Genomic DNA, 14,790 nt, shown 5'->3' with positions numbered 1-14,790 from the left:
TTCCCGCTCCCGAAATCGCCCACTCAGAACAGCTCCCGCTGCGGCGAAGTCGCGCTGGCAAAGCTGTCGCCGACGAAAACCAGGATGGCGTCGGCCACCGGCGCCAGTTGGCGCTCCAGGTAATGCCCGTAGTCGATGGCGGCGCTGCGCTTTTCCAGCGGCTCCGGCCCGGCCGTGGTCATCACGTAGTTGATCCAGCCGCCTTGCTGGTACTGCAGCGGGCGCCCGCCTTCCTTGTTCACCTGGTCGGCCATGCGCGCGGCGCGCACGTGCGGCGGCACATTCCTTTCATAGTGGTCCAGCTGGCGGCGCAGGCGCTTGCGGTAGACCAGTTGCGCATCCAGCTTGCCCGCCAGCAGATCCGCCACGTAGCCGGCGATGTAATCCCGGTACGGCTCCTTCCTGAAGATGCGCAGGTACAGCTCCTGCTGGAACTGCTGCGCCAGCGGTGTCCAGTCGGTGCGCACGGTTTCCAGGCCCTTGAACGTCAGCTTGTCTTCGCCTTGCGCGGTGCGCACGTAGCCGGCGTAGCGCTTCTTGCTGCCGACGTCGGAGCCGCGCACGCTGGGCATCAGGAAGCGCTGGTAATGCACTTCGAATTGCAGCTCCAGCGCGCTTTCCAGCTGGTATTGCTCGCGCAGGCGGTCGCGCCACCAGAGGTTGATCTTTTGCAGCAGTTCCAGCCCGATGGCGCGCGCCTGTTCATCGCTGTGCGTGCGTTTCAGCCAGACGAAGGTGGAATCGGTGTCGCCATAGATCACTTCATAGCCCTGCTCTTCGATCAGTTGGCGCGTGTGGCGCATGATCTCGTGCCCGCGCCGGGTGATCGACGAGGCCAGGCGCGAATCGAAGAAACGGCACACGGTCGATCCCAGCACGCCGTAGAAGGAATTCATGATGATCTTCAGCGCCTGCGACAGCGGCTGGTTGCCGTTGCGCTTGGCGGCCTCGCGCTGCTGCCAGATCTGTTCGATGATGGCCGGCAGGCTGTGGCTGCGCCGGGAGAAGCGGGCCTCGTTGAAACCCGGCACGGTCTCGGCTTCGGGTTCGTTGAGCGTCCCGTCCACCAGGCCGACCGGATCGATCAGGAAGCTGCGGATGATGCTCGGGTACAGGCTCTTATAGTCCAGCACGATCACCGAGTCGTACAGTCCCGCGCGCGAATCCATCACGAAGCCGCCCGGGCTGGCGATGGCTTCCGCATCACCCAGGTTGGGCGCCACATATCCCTTGCGATGCATCTGCGGCATGTAGAGATGGGTGAACGCCGCCACCGAGCCGCCGCTGCGGTCGGCCGGCAGGCCGGTGACGCTGGCGCGCTCCAGCAGGAACTCAAGAATCTCGGTCTTGGCGAAGATGCGGGTGACGAGTTCGCAATCCTTCAGGTTGTAGGTGGCCAGTGCCGCCTTGTCCTCAGCGAACATGCGGTCGATCTCGTCCATACGCTGGTAAGGCGTGGAAATCGCCTTGCCCTCGCCCAACAGCGTCTGCGCCACGTTTTCCAGGCTGAAGGAAGGGAAGTTCCAGAACGCCGAACGCAGGCTTTCGATGCCGTCGATGACCAGCCGCCCCGGCGCCGTCACCAGCATGTGGTTGGCCCGGAAACCGTGCTCGCGCCACTCCAGCGGCGCGCCGCGGCGTCCCAGGCGCAACGGCACCTTGAACTTGCCGGCCTGCTTCTGCAGCACGTTGAGGTCGAACTGGATCAGGTTCCAGCCGATGATGGCGTCCGGGTCATGGCGCGCCATCCACTCATTCAGGCGTTCGATCAGTTCCTTCCGGCCGGCGCAGAAATGCAGCTCGAAATCCACCTCGGCCACCGCGCCGCTGGCCGGCGCCAGCGTGTAGACGGTGCGTTGTCCGCAGCCTTCCAGCGCAATCGAATACAGGTCGCCGTGCCAGCTGGTTTCGATATCCAGCGAAGCCAGCCTGAGTTGCGGCCGGTAGCCTTCCAGCGGACGGATGCGCGCATCCAGCAGTACGCCATCCGGCCCCGGCGTGCCGGAGAACGCCACTGGCGCATTGATGAAACGTTCCATCAGGTAACGCTCCGGCGGCCGCACGTCGGCCTCGTAGACCGGGATGCCGTTCTCCAGCAGTTGCTTTTCCTTCTTCAGCAATTTGCGGTAGTGGCGCGCATACAGGCCCATCACCGGCCGCTGGCTGAAGTCTTTCAGGTTGTCGAGCGGGCGCAGTTCGAAGCCGCCGTCGCCGGCCAGCAAGGGCATCGCGCGCTCCCTCTCCGACTGCGGGATGAACGCCACCGCCTGTTGCGGCGGCAGGCGCAGGCATTGCGGGCCATCGTCGGTCGCCAGCCAGAGTTCGACCTCGATGCCGGCAGGCGTGTCGCGCCAGTGGCGGCTGAGGATGAATCCCCTGCGCTCGCCTTGCTGCAACTGATTCTGCCGATCCTGGCCGTCGCTGCCCTGCATGTCCTGACAATCTCCTGAATGTGCTTCGCCGTTGCGAAAACGCGATTTTACTTGGATGGAAAATGCATTGCGCGACAGCGCTTGCCATACAGCGGAAAGCCTGCCCCAAGGCTGCTTGTAAAGAAGCCCGAACACGCTTTTTCACCTGCAAAGATTTTTAGAAAAAGACCTTTCTTCTCACCGTTTTGCACCGTCATCGGCGGTGCGATGCTTGCGCGCATCGCATCGCGCAACATTGGAGCAACGCCATGAAGAAAACCCTCTCCTTCCTCTACACGGCTCTTGCCGTGCATTGCGCCTTCACCTGCGCTCCCGCCCTTGCCGCCAGCTTCGATTGCGGCAAGGCGAGCTCGGCCAATGAAAAAATCATTTGCGGCGATGCCGAACTCTCGGCGCTGGACGACAAGCTGGGCCAGACATTCCGTCAGGCCCGCATGCGCGCGGCCGACAAGCGCGCCTTCAGCGCCGACTCGGACCGGCAATGGCGCTGGCGCGAACAGAACTGCCATGAGCGTGGCTGCCTGGCCGACTGGTACCGGCGGCGCCAGGCCGAGCTGCAGGCGCAGGCCGCTGCGCCTGTCCTGGCGCAAGTCCAGCCGGCCCCGGCCGAACCGCTGCGCCTCGGCCTGAACGATGCGCAGATCGCCGGCATCGCCCCGGCCGGCGCCATGCCCTGGCCGCACTATGTGCGCGTCGACAAGGGCCAATATTTCTATGAAGACAGGCAGGCCGGCGGTGCGGCGTCACTGGTGGGCGTGCGCTACTACGGCGTCGAGAACGGCCAGCACATCATCGAAGCCAGCCGCGGCAACGCCGTGCTGCGCTACACCTGCAGCGCCGACTGCGCCTACATCGGCGAACTGGCGCTGCCGGGAGATATCGAGAAGGACATGGTGATCGTCAGGAACGACCGCAATTCGCTGCCGTCCCTGATTGTCAACGATGCCGTCAACGGCTTGCTGGTCCCATCCGGGGTGCACTGACCGCACCTCCCGTCCCGCTGCGTACCCGCTCAGCCGGCGGAAAACCCGACCCGCTCCATCGTCCCGATATGCATGCTCAGCAACTGCAGCGCGCGGTCGACCTTTTTATCTTTCAGGGCATTGATGATCAGCATGTGATCATGGTCGGAACGCGGCTGCCAGCCGCGCGTGAGGCCGGTGGCGAAGAGGTAGCGCGAGTTGGTCAGCTGCAATTGCCTGAGCACCGCCAACAGCCTGGGCATGCCGCATTCGCCGCTCAGGATTTCATGGAAAAGATTATTGGCCGCGTCCCATTGAACCAGGGAAGTCGCCTCCGAACAGGAGGCATGCGCCTGCTCCAGGCGGTCGATATGTTCCGCGGTGAATTTCGCCGCGCTGTGCTTCAAGGCCAGTATCTCCAGCGCAGCCCGCATCTCGACGTTTTCCTTGATCACGGCCGGGCTCAGCGAAGTCACGCGCACGCCCCGGCGCGGCAGCGTGGCCACCAGGCCTTGCGCTTCCAGGCGTTGGAAGGCTTCGCGCACCGGCACATGGCTGGACTGGAATTCCTGCGCGATGTGGTCTTGCCGAAGCGCCGCGCCGCCGGCGATTTCACCGCGCACGATGCGCGTGCGCAAGGCGTCCGCGATCCGTTCGGCGGTCGTGAAAGTGTCCTTGGAATCGTCACTCATTTATAGATAATCTATGAAAAAATAAATTGTTAAATGAAAAAGGCCGCAGATAGAATCCAACGAACGCATGATTTTACGCGTTGATGCACACATTTTAATTCTATCTATACTTTTGGCCGATATGACGCAATCAGAATGCCAGATCCACTGGGCGCCATCCCGCTCCGCTTCCACCGGTGTTCCTGCCGACGCTCCCGCAGCTGCCGATCCCCTGGGCGCCGCCGCGGTGCGGGAACTGTTCGAACTCCCCTTCCTCGACCTGCTGTACCGCGCGCAAACCGTCCATCGCGCGAATTTCCCCGCCAACGAAGTGCAGCTTTCCAGCCTGTTGTCGATCAAGACCGGCGGCTGTCCTGAAGATTGCGGCTATTGCTCGCAATCGTCCCGGCACCAGTCGGCCGATGTCACCGCGACCAAGCTGATGTCGGCCGAAGCGGTACTGGCCGCTGCGCGCGATGCCAAGGAACAAGGCGCCAGCCGCTTCTGCATGGGGGCCGCCTGGCGCAACCCCAAGGAGCGCGACATGGAAGCGCTCACGACCATGGTGCGCGAGGTGCGCGCGCTGGGCCTAGAAACCTGCATGACGCTGGGCATGCTGGAAGAAACCCAGGCCCACGCGCTCAAGCAGGCCGGGCTGGATTACTACAACCACAATCTCGACACCGCGCCGGATTTCTACGGCAACGTCGTCTCCACCCGCACCTACCAGGACCGCCTCGACACCATCCGCAAGGTGCAGAATGCCGGGATGCGCGTCTGCTGCGGCGGCATCGTCGGCATGGGCGAGACGCGCCGCCAGCGCGCCATGCTGATCGCGCAACTGGCCGCCTTGTCGCCGCAACCGGAGTCGGTGCCGGTCAACCACCTGGTGCCGATCAAGGGTACGCCGCTGGAAGATGCGCCGCCGCTGGACGAGTTCGAATTCGTGCGCACCGTGGCGGTGGCCCGCATCGCCCTGCCGAAGTCGATGATCCGGCTCTCGGCCGGCCGCGAAAGCATGGGCGAAGCCACCCAGGCGCTTTGCTTCGCCGCCGGCGCCAACTCGATCTTCCTGGGCGCCAAGCTGCTGACCACGCCCAATGCGGAAGTGTCTGCCGACCAGGACCTGCTGGCGCGGCTCGGCATCAAGCCCATGCCCGCAGCCTGCGCATCGTGATGCGCGAGCATTGCCATGCGCGCGACGAGCCCGTGGCATGGAGCGAGGCGTTTTGCGGCGGCGCCTGGGTCATCAGCAGTTATGCCGATGTCGCCGCCGCCCTGCGCGACCCAAGCTTTTCGGTACGGCGCGCGGCGCGCTGGATCAACAGTACAGTCGCCACGCCCGATCCCCGGATGGAGCAGTTCAAGCGCGTGTTCTCGCGCTCCCTGCTGTTTGTCGACGGCCGCGCCCATCGCCGCATGCGCGGCATCCTCAATATCGGATTCAAACCGGGCGATTTGCAGGCGCAGGCCCCGGCCATTACCCGCATCGCCGATGAGCTGATCGCATCGTTTCTCCGGAAAGCGACGACACGAGGCGACGGGCGACGCCATGTCGCATTCGATTTCGTGGACGGCTTCGCCCGCCCGCTGCCGGCGCTGGTGATCGCCCGTCTGATCGGGATCGGTTCCGCGCATCCGGCCGGCTTCGTCGACTGGGCCGCGGATCTCGCTGCATTCATCGGCAGCGCCACGCCCAGTGCCGTTCAGGCATGGCGCGCGCAGGAAGCGCTTGCCGGCATGACCGGTTTCTTCCTCGATGAAATGGAAGCGCGCCAGGATAGCCCGCGCGACGACCTGCTGGGACGCATCATGCAGGCGCACCGGGAGCAGCGCCTGTCCCGCATCGAAGCCCTGGCGCAATGCTGCACCCTGCTCTTCGCCGGCTACGAGACGACCCGCAACCTGTTGGGCAACGGCTTGCTTGCGCTGCTGCGGCACCCGGAGCAATGGGCCAAGCTGAAGTCCTCGCCGGAATTGCTGCGCCACGCCGTCAGGGAAATGCTGCGCTACGACAGCCCGGTGCAGTACACCGGCCGCCGCCTGGTAGCCGACATCGAGCTGCGCGGCAAGACGCTGCGCAAAGGGCAGCTGGCGATCCTGCATATCGGCGCCGCCAACCGCGATCCGGAGCGCTTCAGCGATCCGCACCGCTTCGATATCGCCCGCGACGAAGGCAACCATCTCGCGTTCGGCCACGGCCCCCACGTCTGCCTCGGCGCCGCGCTCAGTTGCCTGGAGGCGGAAATCGCCTTTGGCGCGCTGCTGCGGGCTATGCCCGACCTGGAATTGGATGCCGCCGGCCCGGCCTGGCAAAACAATCCAGCATACCGCGCCCTGGAGCGACTGCCCCTCGCCTGCCCTCTGCCCTCAATGCAGCAGATACCGCAAGCGACCCGCGCCATATCCGCCACATACGAGAGCCTTCATTGACATCGCATCATTTCCAGCAATCCCTGGCCGAGCTGGCGGCCCAGAGCTTGCGCCGCACCCGGCGCGTAGTTGACGGCCCGCAGGGGCCGATCCTGGAAGTCGACGGCGTCCGCTACCTGTCGTTCTGCAGCAATGACTATCTGGGACTGGCCAACCATCCCGGGATCGTCGCGGCAAGCATCTCCGCCGCGCAACGCTACGGCGTCGGCGCGGCAGCATCGGCGCTGATCTCGGGCCATGCCCGGGCGCACGAAACGCTGGAGCGGGAGCTGGCCGATTTCACCGGCATGCCGCGTGCCCTGTATTTTTCCAATGGCTACATGGCCAATATCGGCGCCATCACCGCGCTGGTGGGCGCCGGCGATGCGGTCTTTCTCGACCGGCTCAGCCATGCCTCGCTGATTGACGGCGCCCGGCTGTCGCGCGCCGAGTTCAGCGTCTATCCGCATAACGATGTCGCGCGGCTGGAACATCTGCTGGCAAAATGCCGGAGCACGCGCAAGCTGGTGATCACCGATGCCGTCTTCAGCATGGATGGCGATATCGCACCGCTGGCGGAACTGACGGCACTATGCGAACGCCACGGCGCCTGGCTGCTGGTGGACGACGCCCACGGCTTCGGCGTGCTGGGACCGCAAGGACGCGGCAGCCTGCAACACTTTGGCCTGGACTCGGACTGCCTGGTCTACATGGGCACGCTGGGCAAGGCCGCCGGTGTCGCCGGCGCCTTCGTGGCCGGACATGCGGACCTGGTCGAATGGCTGATGCAGCGCGCCCGGACCTATATGTTCACCACCGCCAATCCGGCCATGATGGCGTCGGCGGTGTCAGCCAGCCTGGCCGTCATCGGGCGCGACGAATGGCGGCGCGAACACCTGCGCGAAAGCGCCGCCTATCTGCGGCAGCGCCTGGCGCCATTACCGTGGAAGCTGTTACCGTCATCGACGGCGATCCAGCCGCTGATCGTCGGCGACAACAAGCAAGCCCGCGACCTGATGGATGCACTGCGCAGCCGCGGCATCTGGGTGCCGGCGATCTGCCCGCCGACCGTGCCGAAGGGAAGCGCGCGCCTGAGGATCAGCTTGTCCGCCGCGCATACCGACGAACACCTGGAACAACTGGCCGACGCCTTGTTGGAGGTCGCCCCGGCACTGGCCAAGGAGGCGGCATGAACGGCCCCAGGTCCGGTGACCTTGCCGCACGCAGCCTGCGCAGCGTCTGGCATCCCTGCACCCAGATGCGGCACCATGAAACCAGCCCGCCGATCGCCGTCGCGCACGCCCACGGCGCCTGGCTCCACGATGCCGATGGCCGCCGCTACTTCGATGCGATCAGTTCATGGTGGGTCAACCTGTTCGGCCATACCAACACACGCATCAACAACGCGCTGAAGGACCAGCTCGACCGGCTCGAACATGCGATGCTGGCAGGCTTCACCCACGAACCGGTGGTCGCCCTGTCTGAAAAGTTGTCGACCCTGGCCGGCCATGTACTGGGCCATTGCTTCTTCGCTTCCGACGGCGCTTCCGCCGTCGAGATCGCCCTGAAGATGAGCGCGCATGCCTGGCGCAATGCCGGACATGGCGACAAGCGGGAATTCATCTGCCTGCAAGGCGCCTACCACGGCGAAACCTTGGGCGCGCTCGGCGTCACCGACACGGCCCTGTTCCGCGAGCCATATGATGGCTTGCTGCGGGCGTCCCACGTTGCCGCCTCGCCCGATGCCCGCCAGGCGCAGCCCGGCGAAAGCGCCGCCGATGTCGAGCAGCGCGCGCTGGCCAGCCTGGAAAAGCTGCTGCAGCAACGCCAGGGCCACATCGCCGCCGTCATCGTCGAACCGCTGGTGCAATGCGCCAGCGGCATGGCCATGCATGGCGCCGCTTACCTGGCCGGCGTGCGCCGGCTGTGCGATGCCTACGGGGCGCATATGATCGCCGATGAAATCGCGGTCGGCTGCGGCCGCACCGGCAGCTTCTTCGCCTGCGAACAGGCCGGCATCTGGCCCGATTTCCTGTGCCTGTCCAAGGGCATCAGCGGCGGCTACCTGCCGCTTTCGCTGGTCATGACGCGCGACGCCGTCTATGAAGCGTTCTACCACGACGATGTGCGCAAGGGCTTTCTGCATTCCCATTCCTACACCGGCAATCCGCTGGCGTGCCGGGCGGCGCTGGAGGTGCTTGCCATTTTCGAGGACGACGATGTGCTGGCGCGCAACCGCGTGTTCGCCGAGGCGATGACCGAGGCGCTGCAGCCGTTGGCGCACGATCCGCGCATCGCCAACTTCCGGCAGGCGGGGATGATCTGGGCTTGCGATGCCGTGCTTGACGGGCAGCCCGGCTTCTCCCGCCGCTTTGCCGCCGAGGCCGCCCGCAACGAACTGCTGCTGCGGCCGATAGGCAGCACCATCTACCTGATGCCGCCTTATATCCTGGATCAGCAAGATGCCGTGTGGCTGGCCGAGCGTATCCGGCGCACATTCGATGCGGTGATGGAGGCTGCATGAACAAGGCGGGATTTTTCATCACCGGCACCGATACCGGCGTGGGAAAGACCTTGGTATCGGCAGCGCTGATCCGCCTGTTCGTGCAACGCGGAATCAAGGTGGCCGGCATGAAGCCGGTCGCATCGGGCGCGTTCCGTGACGGCGCGGATTGGCGCAACGAAGACGTCGAGATGCTGCGCGCCCAGGCTAATGTCTCGCTTCCCCTTGCCACGATCAATTCCTACCTGATGAAGGAAGCGACCGCCCCGCATATCGCGGCGCAGGCCGAGGGAATACGGATCGAGCCGGAACATATCGAACGCTGCTACCGGGAGATCCGGCGCGTGGCGGATGCGGTGATTGTCGAAGGCGCCGGCGGTTTCGTGGTGCCGTTCAATGACCGTGTGAATAGCGACGACCTCGCGGCCTGGCTGGGCCTGCCGGTGATCCTGGTGGTGGGAATACGGCTGGGATGCATCAACCACGCCCTGCTGACGCAGCGAGCCATCGCCGGCCGGGGCCTGCATTTGGCCGGCTGGGTTGCCAATGCCATCGATCCGCAGGAGCCTCAGGCCGATGCGATGATCGCCAGCCTGCGGCAACGCATCGACGCGCCCATGCTGGGCAGCCTGCCGTGGCGCGATGGCATGGATGCGGCCATGGCGGCGGAACTGCTCGCCCCCGCAAACTTAATCTAGGCCGCCCTCGCGGACGATGCGCCCGTGGTCGAGCTGGTAGGCGCGGTCGCTGACCAGGCGGGCGAAGCGGACATTCTGCTCGCACAGCAAGACCGCCATGCCGGCCTGCTTGAGCTTGACGATCATCGCCGCCATCTGCTCCACGATCACCGGCGCCACACCTTCCGACGGCTCGTCCAGCAACAGCAGGTGCGGGTTGCCCATCAGCGTGCGGGCGATGGTCAGCATCTGCTGCTCGCCGCCGCTCATCTGGCCGCCGAGACGTTTCGGCATGGCCCCAAGGTTGGGAAAAATCTCGAACAGCGCCTCCGGCGTCCATGTCGTGGCGCCGGGGCGCGGCGGCTGGCGGCCGGACTCCAGGTTTTCCATGACGCTCAATCCGGTGAACACGCGGCGGTCCTCCGGCACGAAACCCAGGCCCAGGCGCGCCCGCTTGTAAGGCGCCAGGCGCGAGATATCGCGGCCATCGAATGCCACCTTGCCTTGCGTGCCTTCCAGCAGCCCCATCAATGCTTTCAGGGTGGTCGACTTGCCGGCGCCGTTGCTGCCCATCAGCGCCACCACTTCTCCACGCCCGACCTCCAGATTCAGGTCGAACAGGATGTGGGCGCGGCCGTAGAAGGCGTCGAGCCCTTCGGCTTTGAGCAGCGGCGCGCTCATGCCATGCCCTCCCCCGACCGGTCTTCAAAGGTACTGCCGGAACCGAAATAGACTTCGCGCACCTGCGCATTGCCGCGGATGTCGGCGGCGGCGCCATCGGCGATCAATTTGCCGCGCGCCAGCACGATGATGCGGTCGGCGAAAGCGAACACCACATCCATGCTGTGTTCGGTGAACAGCACCGAGATTCCGCGCTCGCTGACCAGCCGGCGCGTTAGCGCCATCAGTTCATTGCGTTCATGCGCGGCCATGCCGGCGGTCGGTTCGTCCATCAGCAGCAGGCGCGGCTGGTTCGACAGCGCCATGGCCAGCTCGACGCGCTTGATGTCGCCATAGGCCAGCACGCCGCAGGCGCGTTCGGCCTGCGAGGCCATGCCGACCTGCTGCAGCAATTGCATCGCCTCGTCGCGGTAATAGCGCGCGGCCGGACGCCACCAATGGCTCAGCTTGCGGTGGTGCGACAGCAAGGCGGCCTGGACGTTTTCCAGCACCGTCATCGAATGGAAGGCGGCCGACACCTGGAAGGTGCGTCCCACGCCGCGGCGCCAGATGCGGCGCGGGCCGAGACCGGCGATGTTTTTCCCGTCCAGCAGCACGGCGCCGCCATCGGGCCTGTGCTGGCCGTTGATGATGTTGAAGCAGGTGGACTTGCCGGCCCCATTGGGGCCGATCAGCGCCAGCAACTGCCCGGCCGGCAGCTCGAACGACACATCGTCGAGCGCCTGCACGCCGCCGAAGGCCTTGGAAAGATGGCTTACCTGCAGCAAGCTCATGGCGTCTCCTCGCCATGGTGTTCAAAACGCCGGAACAGGCCCGCCACGCCGCCCGGGAACAGCAGCACCAGCACAAGGATGACCAGGCCCAGCAAGGCGCGCCAGTAATCCGTCTCGCGAGCCACCACGTCTTGCAGCCAGGTGAACAACGATGCCCCCACCAGCGGGCCGAGCAGGCTTTGCAGGCCACCCAGCATCACCATCACCAGGCCGTCGACCGAGCGGTTGATGCCCGCCACCTCGGGCGAGATGCTGCCCTTGGAAAAGGCGAACAGCACACCGGCCAGCCCGCAGAACAAGCCGGCCACGGCGAAGCCCAGCCACTGCACGCGCTTGACGTCCATCCCCAGCGCTTCGGCGCGCACGGCCGAGTCGCGCGCGGCGCGCAGCGCCAGCCCGAACGGCGCATACACCACCCGGCGCAACAGCCAGACGCCAGCCGCGGCGCAAGCCAATGCCAGATAGTAGTAGGCGACGGGAGATGCCAGGGCCTCGGCCGGACGGAGGCCGACCAGGCCGTTGCTGCCGCCGGTGAAGTCGTCCCACTGGAAGATCACGGCCCAGACGATCTGGGCGAAGGCCAGCGTCAGCATGGCCAGGTAGACGCCCGACAGGCGCACGCAGAACCAGCCGAACAGCAGCGCGCCCAGCAGCGCCACCAGCGGCCCGGCGACGAATGCGGCGGCCATCGGCCATTGCAGCTTCAGGGCCAGCAGCGCGGCGCCGTAAGCGCCCAGGCCGAAGTAAGCGGCATGCCCGAACGAGGCCATGCCGCCCGGCCCCATCAGGAAATGCAGGCTGGCGGCGAACAGCACGGCCACCAGGATTTCCACCATCAGTACCGGCAGGTAAGGGAAATTCCCGGCCAGCAGCGGCAAGGCCAGCAACAGCGCCAGCAGCAACCACCCCATCCGGTGGGCATTGCGACTGGCAGGACGTAGCGGCAAATCATGCTCCGCACTGCTGCGCGCCGCCGCCAGCGGCTTGCCGAACAGGCCCCACGGCCGCACCACCAGTATCAATGCCATCACCAGGAACTCAACCACCAGCGTCAGGCGCGACAGGGAGAAATCGATGCCGAACAGCGAGACGTTGCCCAGCGCGATGCACAACGCCTTGACCTCGGCGATCAGCAAGGCCGCCGCGAACGCGCCGCCGATCGATCCCATGCCGCCGACCACCACCACCACGAAGGTATTGCCGATGGTGTCCAGGTCCAGCGCCAGGTTGGCGGGAATGCGCGGCCCCTGCAGCGCGCCGCCCAACCCGGCCAGGAAGCAGCCCAGCGCGAACACGGCGGTGAAAAGCCAGGCCTGGTTCACGCCCAGCGCGCCCAGCATTTCGCGATCCTGCGTGGCGGCGCGGATCAGCGTGCCCCAGCGGGTGCGGTTGGCCAGCAGCCACAGCAAGCCGAACACCAGCGGCCCGATGAAGATCAGCAGCAAGTCGTATTGCGGCAGGCGCCGGCCCAGCAGGTGCACCGCGCCTTCCAGCCCCGGCGCGCGCGGCGCGAACAGGTCTTCCGGGCTCCAGGCCCAGAGCGCGGCATCCTTGACCACCAGCACCAGGGCGAACGTGGCCAGCAACTGGAACAGTTCGGGGGCGCGGTAGATGCGGCGCAGGATGAGGATCTCGACCGCCGCGCCGATGGCGGCCACCGCGAACGCCGACAGCAGCACCGCGCTCCAGAAACCGCCGGCGCTGGCGCCGATGGCGCCGACCAGGGTGTAGGCGATGTAGATGCCCAGCATGTAGAAGGAACCGTGCGCGAAGTTGACGATGCGCGTGACGCCGAAGATCAGCGACAGCCCGGCCGCCACCAGGAACATCGCGGAGGCGTCGGCCAGGCCGTTGATCAGCTGGACGGTGAGGCTGGCAAGCGTCATGGGAATCACGCCTGCCGATTCGAAGCAGTCATCGGAAACGCGGTCAGTCTGCCGGCCGCAGCTTCTTCACCTCGGCGTCCGGCAATTGCAGCGCGGCGCCGTCGACATAGGTGAAGCTGGTCATGATGCCCTTTCCATCCTTGAGCCCGGTGCGGCCGACGAAGGCGCCCAGCGTGGACTGGTGGTCCTGCGCGCGATAGACGATGGGGGCCACCGGCGTATCGACCTTCAGCCCGGAGAAGGCGGCGGCCAGCTTGTCGGCGTCGGTGCTGCCGGCCTTCTTGATGCCGGCGGCGATCGACATCAGCGCACTGTAGCCGACCAGTGAACCGTTGCGCGGGTAGTCGTTGAATTTCTTGCGATAGGCATCGACGAACTTCTTGTGCTCGGGCGTGTTGATCGCATACCAGGGATAGCCGGTGACGATCCAGTTGGCCGGCGCTTCATTCTTCAGCGGATCGAGGTATTCCGGTTCGCCGGTCAGCAGCGACACCACTTCCACACCATCGAACAGGCCGCGGGTATTGCCCTCGCGCACGAACTTGCCGAGGTCGGCGGCGAACAGCGCGTTGAAGATGGCGTCAGGCTTGGCGTCGGCCAGCGCCTGGGTGACCGAGCCGGCGTCGATCTTGCCCAGCGGCGTAGCCTGCTCGGCGACGAATTCGACGTCGGGCTGCGCCTGCTTCAGCAGCGTCTTGAAGCTGGCCACGGCCGACTGGCCGTATTCGTAGTTGGGATAGACCACCGCCCAGCGCTTCTTCTTCAGCCTGGCGGCTTCTTTCACCACCGAAGCCACCAGCATGTAGGTGGAGGGACGCAGGCGGTAGGTGTACTTGTTGCCGTTGTGCCAGACGATCTTGTCGGTCAGCGGCTCGGCGGCGAGGAAGAACACCTTGCGCTGTTTCGCATAGTCGGTCAGCGCCAGGCCGGTGTTGGAGAGGAAGCCGCCGAACAGCAGTGCCACGCGCTCGCGCGACATCAGTTCCTCGGCGATGCGCACCGAGTCGCCGGGGTTGCCGTTGTCGTCGCGGGCGATCACTTCCAGCTTCTTGCCCAGCACGCCGCCGGCGGCATTGACCTCGTCGAGCGCCATTTCCCAGCCGTGGCGGTACGGTTCGAGGAAAGCCGGCTGCGCCTTGTAGCTGTTGATCTCGCCGATCTTGATGGTGGTTTGCCCCTGGGATGCGCCGGCGATGGCCAGTGAAGCGGCTGCCAGCAGGAATTTCATGTTGACCATCTTCGTCCTTTTTATTTGATGCGCTGCTTTTCCAGCTTGCGCGCCAGGGTGCGGCGATGCATGCCAAGCCGGCGCGCGGTTTCGGAGATATTGAAATCTGTTTCCACCAGCACTTCGTGGATGCGCTCCCATTCCAGGGTCTTGATCGACGTCGCGCGCGCCGGCAATTCCAGCTCCGCCACGCCGGCCACATGGCCGAAGGCGGCCTCGATGTCGTCGGTATTGGAAGGTTTGGCCAGGTACTGGCAGGCGCCCAGCTTGATCGCTTCCACCGCGGTGGTGATGCTGGCGAAACCGGTCAGCACCACGATCAGCATGGCCGGATCGTGGGTGTGCAGCATCTGTACGCAGGCCAGGCCCGAGGCATTGCCGGCGAGCTTGAGGTCGACCACGGCATAGCCCGGATTGTGGTCCTGGAGATGGGCGGCCGCTTCCTCCTGGTTGGAGGCTTGCAGCACCGTGTAGCCGCGGCGTTCGAAGGAGCGGCTCAAGGTGCGGGCGAAGGCGGCGTCATCCTCGATGATCAGAAGCAGGCGATCAGCCGTCATGTTGCAAT

At 65.5% G+C, this 14,790-nt stretch carries 14 protein-coding genes; 6 read left to right on the top strand and 8 right to left on the bottom strand.

Annotation, left to right across the window (positions count from 1 at the left end; translation table 11 throughout):
• Positions 1-23 precede the first annotated feature (23 nt).
• Positions 24-2,432 carry a DNA polymerase II gene (locus J7548_RS02705; RefSeq protein ID WP_290969984.1) on the bottom strand — a complete coding sequence of 803 codons (2,409 nt, stop codon included), beginning with the start codon at positions 2,430-2,432 and terminating at the stop codon, positions 24-26.
• A 47-nt stretch (positions 2,433-2,479) separates the two neighbouring features.
• Positions 2,480-2,668 carry a hypothetical protein gene (locus J7548_RS02700; RefSeq protein ID WP_290969981.1) on the bottom strand — a complete coding sequence of 63 codons (189 nt, stop codon included), beginning with the start codon at positions 2,666-2,668 and terminating at the stop codon, positions 2,480-2,482.
• A gap of 12 nt (positions 2,669-2,680) precedes the next feature.
• Here J7548_RS02700 and J7548_RS02695 point away from each other — a divergent pair, with 12 nt between their 5' ends.
• Positions 2,681-3,415: a hypothetical protein gene (locus J7548_RS02695; protein WP_290969979.1), complete on the top strand. Its 735-nt coding sequence runs from the start codon at positions 2,681-2,683 to the stop codon at positions 3,413-3,415.
• 29 nt (positions 3,416-3,444) lie between these two features.
• Here J7548_RS02695 and J7548_RS02690 read toward each other — a convergent pair whose 3' ends face one another.
• Complete coding sequence (locus J7548_RS02690; protein WP_290969976.1) at positions 3,445-4,086, bottom strand: GntR family transcriptional regulator; 642 nt, start codon at positions 4,084-4,086, stop codon at positions 3,445-3,447.
• A 121-nt stretch (positions 4,087-4,207) separates the two neighbouring features.
• Between J7548_RS02690 and bioB the strand changes: the two genes are divergently transcribed.
• From bioB to bioD, 5 genes are read left to right on the top strand one after another with little or no spacing between them, the layout of a single operon-like run.
• Positions 4,208-5,242: a biotin synthase BioB gene (gene bioB / locus J7548_RS02685; RefSeq protein WP_290969973.1), complete on the top strand. Its 1,035-nt coding sequence runs from the start codon at positions 4,208-4,210 to the stop codon at positions 5,240-5,242.
• Entirely contained in the window at positions 5,242-6,498 is a 1,257-nt protein-coding gene (locus J7548_RS02680; RefSeq protein WP_290971583.1) for a cytochrome P450, read from the top strand. Before bioB ends, J7548_RS02680 begins: the two co-directional genes overlap by 1 nt.
• Positions 6,495-7,670, top strand: coding sequence for an 8-amino-7-oxononanoate synthase (gene bioF / locus J7548_RS02675; RefSeq protein WP_290969970.1), 1,176 nt, complete (start codon positions 6,495-6,497; stop codon positions 7,668-7,670). The genes J7548_RS02680 and bioF overlap by 4 nt, the downstream gene beginning before the upstream one ends.
• Positions 7,667-9,001 (top strand): adenosylmethionine--8-amino-7-oxononanoate transaminase, encoded by a 1,335-nt coding sequence (gene bioA, locus J7548_RS02670; protein ID WP_290969968.1) that lies wholly within the window; start codon positions 7,667-7,669, stop codon positions 8,999-9,001. Before bioF ends, bioA begins: the two co-directional genes overlap by 4 nt.
• A complete protein-coding gene (bioD, locus tag J7548_RS02665; protein WP_290969966.1) occupies positions 8,998-9,678 on the top strand; it encodes a dethiobiotin synthase in 681 nt (226 codons plus the stop codon). The genes bioA and bioD overlap by 4 nt, the downstream gene beginning before the upstream one ends.
• Here bioD and J7548_RS02660 read toward each other — a convergent pair.
• From J7548_RS02660 to J7548_RS02640, 5 genes are read right to left on the bottom strand one after another with little or no spacing between them, the layout of a single operon-like run.
• Positions 9,670-10,338 carry an ABC transporter ATP-binding protein gene (locus J7548_RS02660; protein WP_290969964.1) on the bottom strand — a complete coding sequence of 223 codons (669 nt, stop codon included), beginning with the start codon at positions 10,336-10,338 and terminating at the stop codon, positions 9,670-9,672. The two genes, bioD and J7548_RS02660, sit on opposite strands and share 9 nt — an antisense overlap.
• Positions 10,335-11,111 carry an ABC transporter ATP-binding protein gene (locus tag J7548_RS02655; protein WP_290969962.1) on the bottom strand — a complete coding sequence of 259 codons (777 nt, stop codon included), beginning with the start codon at positions 11,109-11,111 and terminating at the stop codon, positions 10,335-10,337. Before J7548_RS02655 ends, J7548_RS02660 begins: the two co-directional genes overlap by 4 nt.
• Entirely contained in the window at positions 11,108-12,997 is a 1,890-nt protein-coding gene (locus tag J7548_RS02650) for an ABC transporter permease (RefSeq protein WP_290969959.1), read from the bottom strand. The genes J7548_RS02655 and J7548_RS02650 overlap by 4 nt, the downstream gene beginning before the upstream one ends.
• Positions 12,998-13,040: 43 nt before the next feature.
• Positions 13,041-14,225 carry an ABC transporter substrate-binding protein gene (locus tag J7548_RS02645; RefSeq protein ID WP_290969957.1) on the bottom strand — a complete coding sequence of 395 codons (1,185 nt, stop codon included), beginning with the start codon at positions 14,223-14,225 and terminating at the stop codon, positions 13,041-13,043.
• Positions 14,226-14,245: 20 nt separating this feature from the next.
• On the bottom strand, positions 14,246-14,782 hold the full coding sequence (locus J7548_RS02640; protein ID WP_290969956.1) for a response regulator transcription factor: 537 nt from the start codon (positions 14,780-14,782) through the stop codon (positions 14,246-14,248).
• Positions 14,783-14,790: the final 8 nt, after the last annotated feature.

This window comes from Herbaspirillum sp., assembly GCF_017744395.1.
Classification (GTDB): Bacteria; Pseudomonadota; Gammaproteobacteria; order Burkholderiales; family Burkholderiaceae_D; genus Herbaspirillum.
The sequence above is the reverse complement of the archived record's forward strand: the minus strand, read 5'-3'. Positions and strand labels throughout refer to the sequence as shown.

Bases quoted from the DNA above. Each gene is read 5' to 3' on its own strand.
- J7548_RS02695 (WP_290969979.1), top strand. From the start codon at position 2,681: ATGAAGAAAACCCTCTCCTTCCTCTACACGGCTCTTGCCGTGCATTGC.
- J7548_RS02650 (WP_290969959.1), bottom strand. From the start codon at position 12,997: ATGACGCTTGCCAGCCTCACCGTCCAGCTGATCAACGGCCTGGCCGAC.
- J7548_RS02705 (WP_290969984.1), bottom strand. From the start codon at position 2,432: ATGCAGGGCAGCGACGGCCAGGATCGGCAGAATCAGTTGCAGCAAGGC.
- J7548_RS02700 (WP_290969981.1), bottom strand. From the start codon at position 2,668: ATGTTGCGCGATGCGATGCGCGCAAGCATCGCACCGCCGATGACGGTG.
- J7548_RS02640 (WP_290969956.1), bottom strand. From the start codon at position 14,782: ATGACGGCTGATCGCCTGCTTCTGATCATCGAGGATGACGCCGCCTTC.
- J7548_RS02655 (WP_290969962.1), bottom strand. From the start codon at position 11,111: ATGAGCTTGCTGCAGGTAAGCCATCTTTCCAAGGCCTTCGGCGGCGTG.
- J7548_RS02660 (WP_290969964.1), bottom strand. From the start codon at position 10,338: ATGAGCGCGCCGCTGCTCAAAGCCGAAGGGCTCGACGCCTTCTACGGC.
- J7548_RS02645 (WP_290969957.1), bottom strand. From the start codon at position 14,225: ATGAAATTCCTGCTGGCAGCCGCTTCACTGGCCATCGCCGGCGCATCC.
- bioA (WP_290969968.1), top strand. From the start codon at position 7,667: ATGAACGGCCCCAGGTCCGGTGACCTTGCCGCACGCAGCCTGCGCAGC.
- bioB (WP_290969973.1), top strand. From the start codon at position 4,208: ATGACGCAATCAGAATGCCAGATCCACTGGGCGCCATCCCGCTCCGCT.
- bioD (WP_290969966.1), top strand. From the start codon at position 8,998: ATGAACAAGGCGGGATTTTTCATCACCGGCACCGATACCGGCGTGGGA.
- J7548_RS02690 (WP_290969976.1), bottom strand. From the start codon at position 4,086: ATGAGTGACGATTCCAAGGACACTTTCACGACCGCCGAACGGATCGCG.
- J7548_RS02680 (WP_290971583.1), top strand. From the start codon at position 5,242: ATGCGCGAGCATTGCCATGCGCGCGACGAGCCCGTGGCATGGAGCGAG.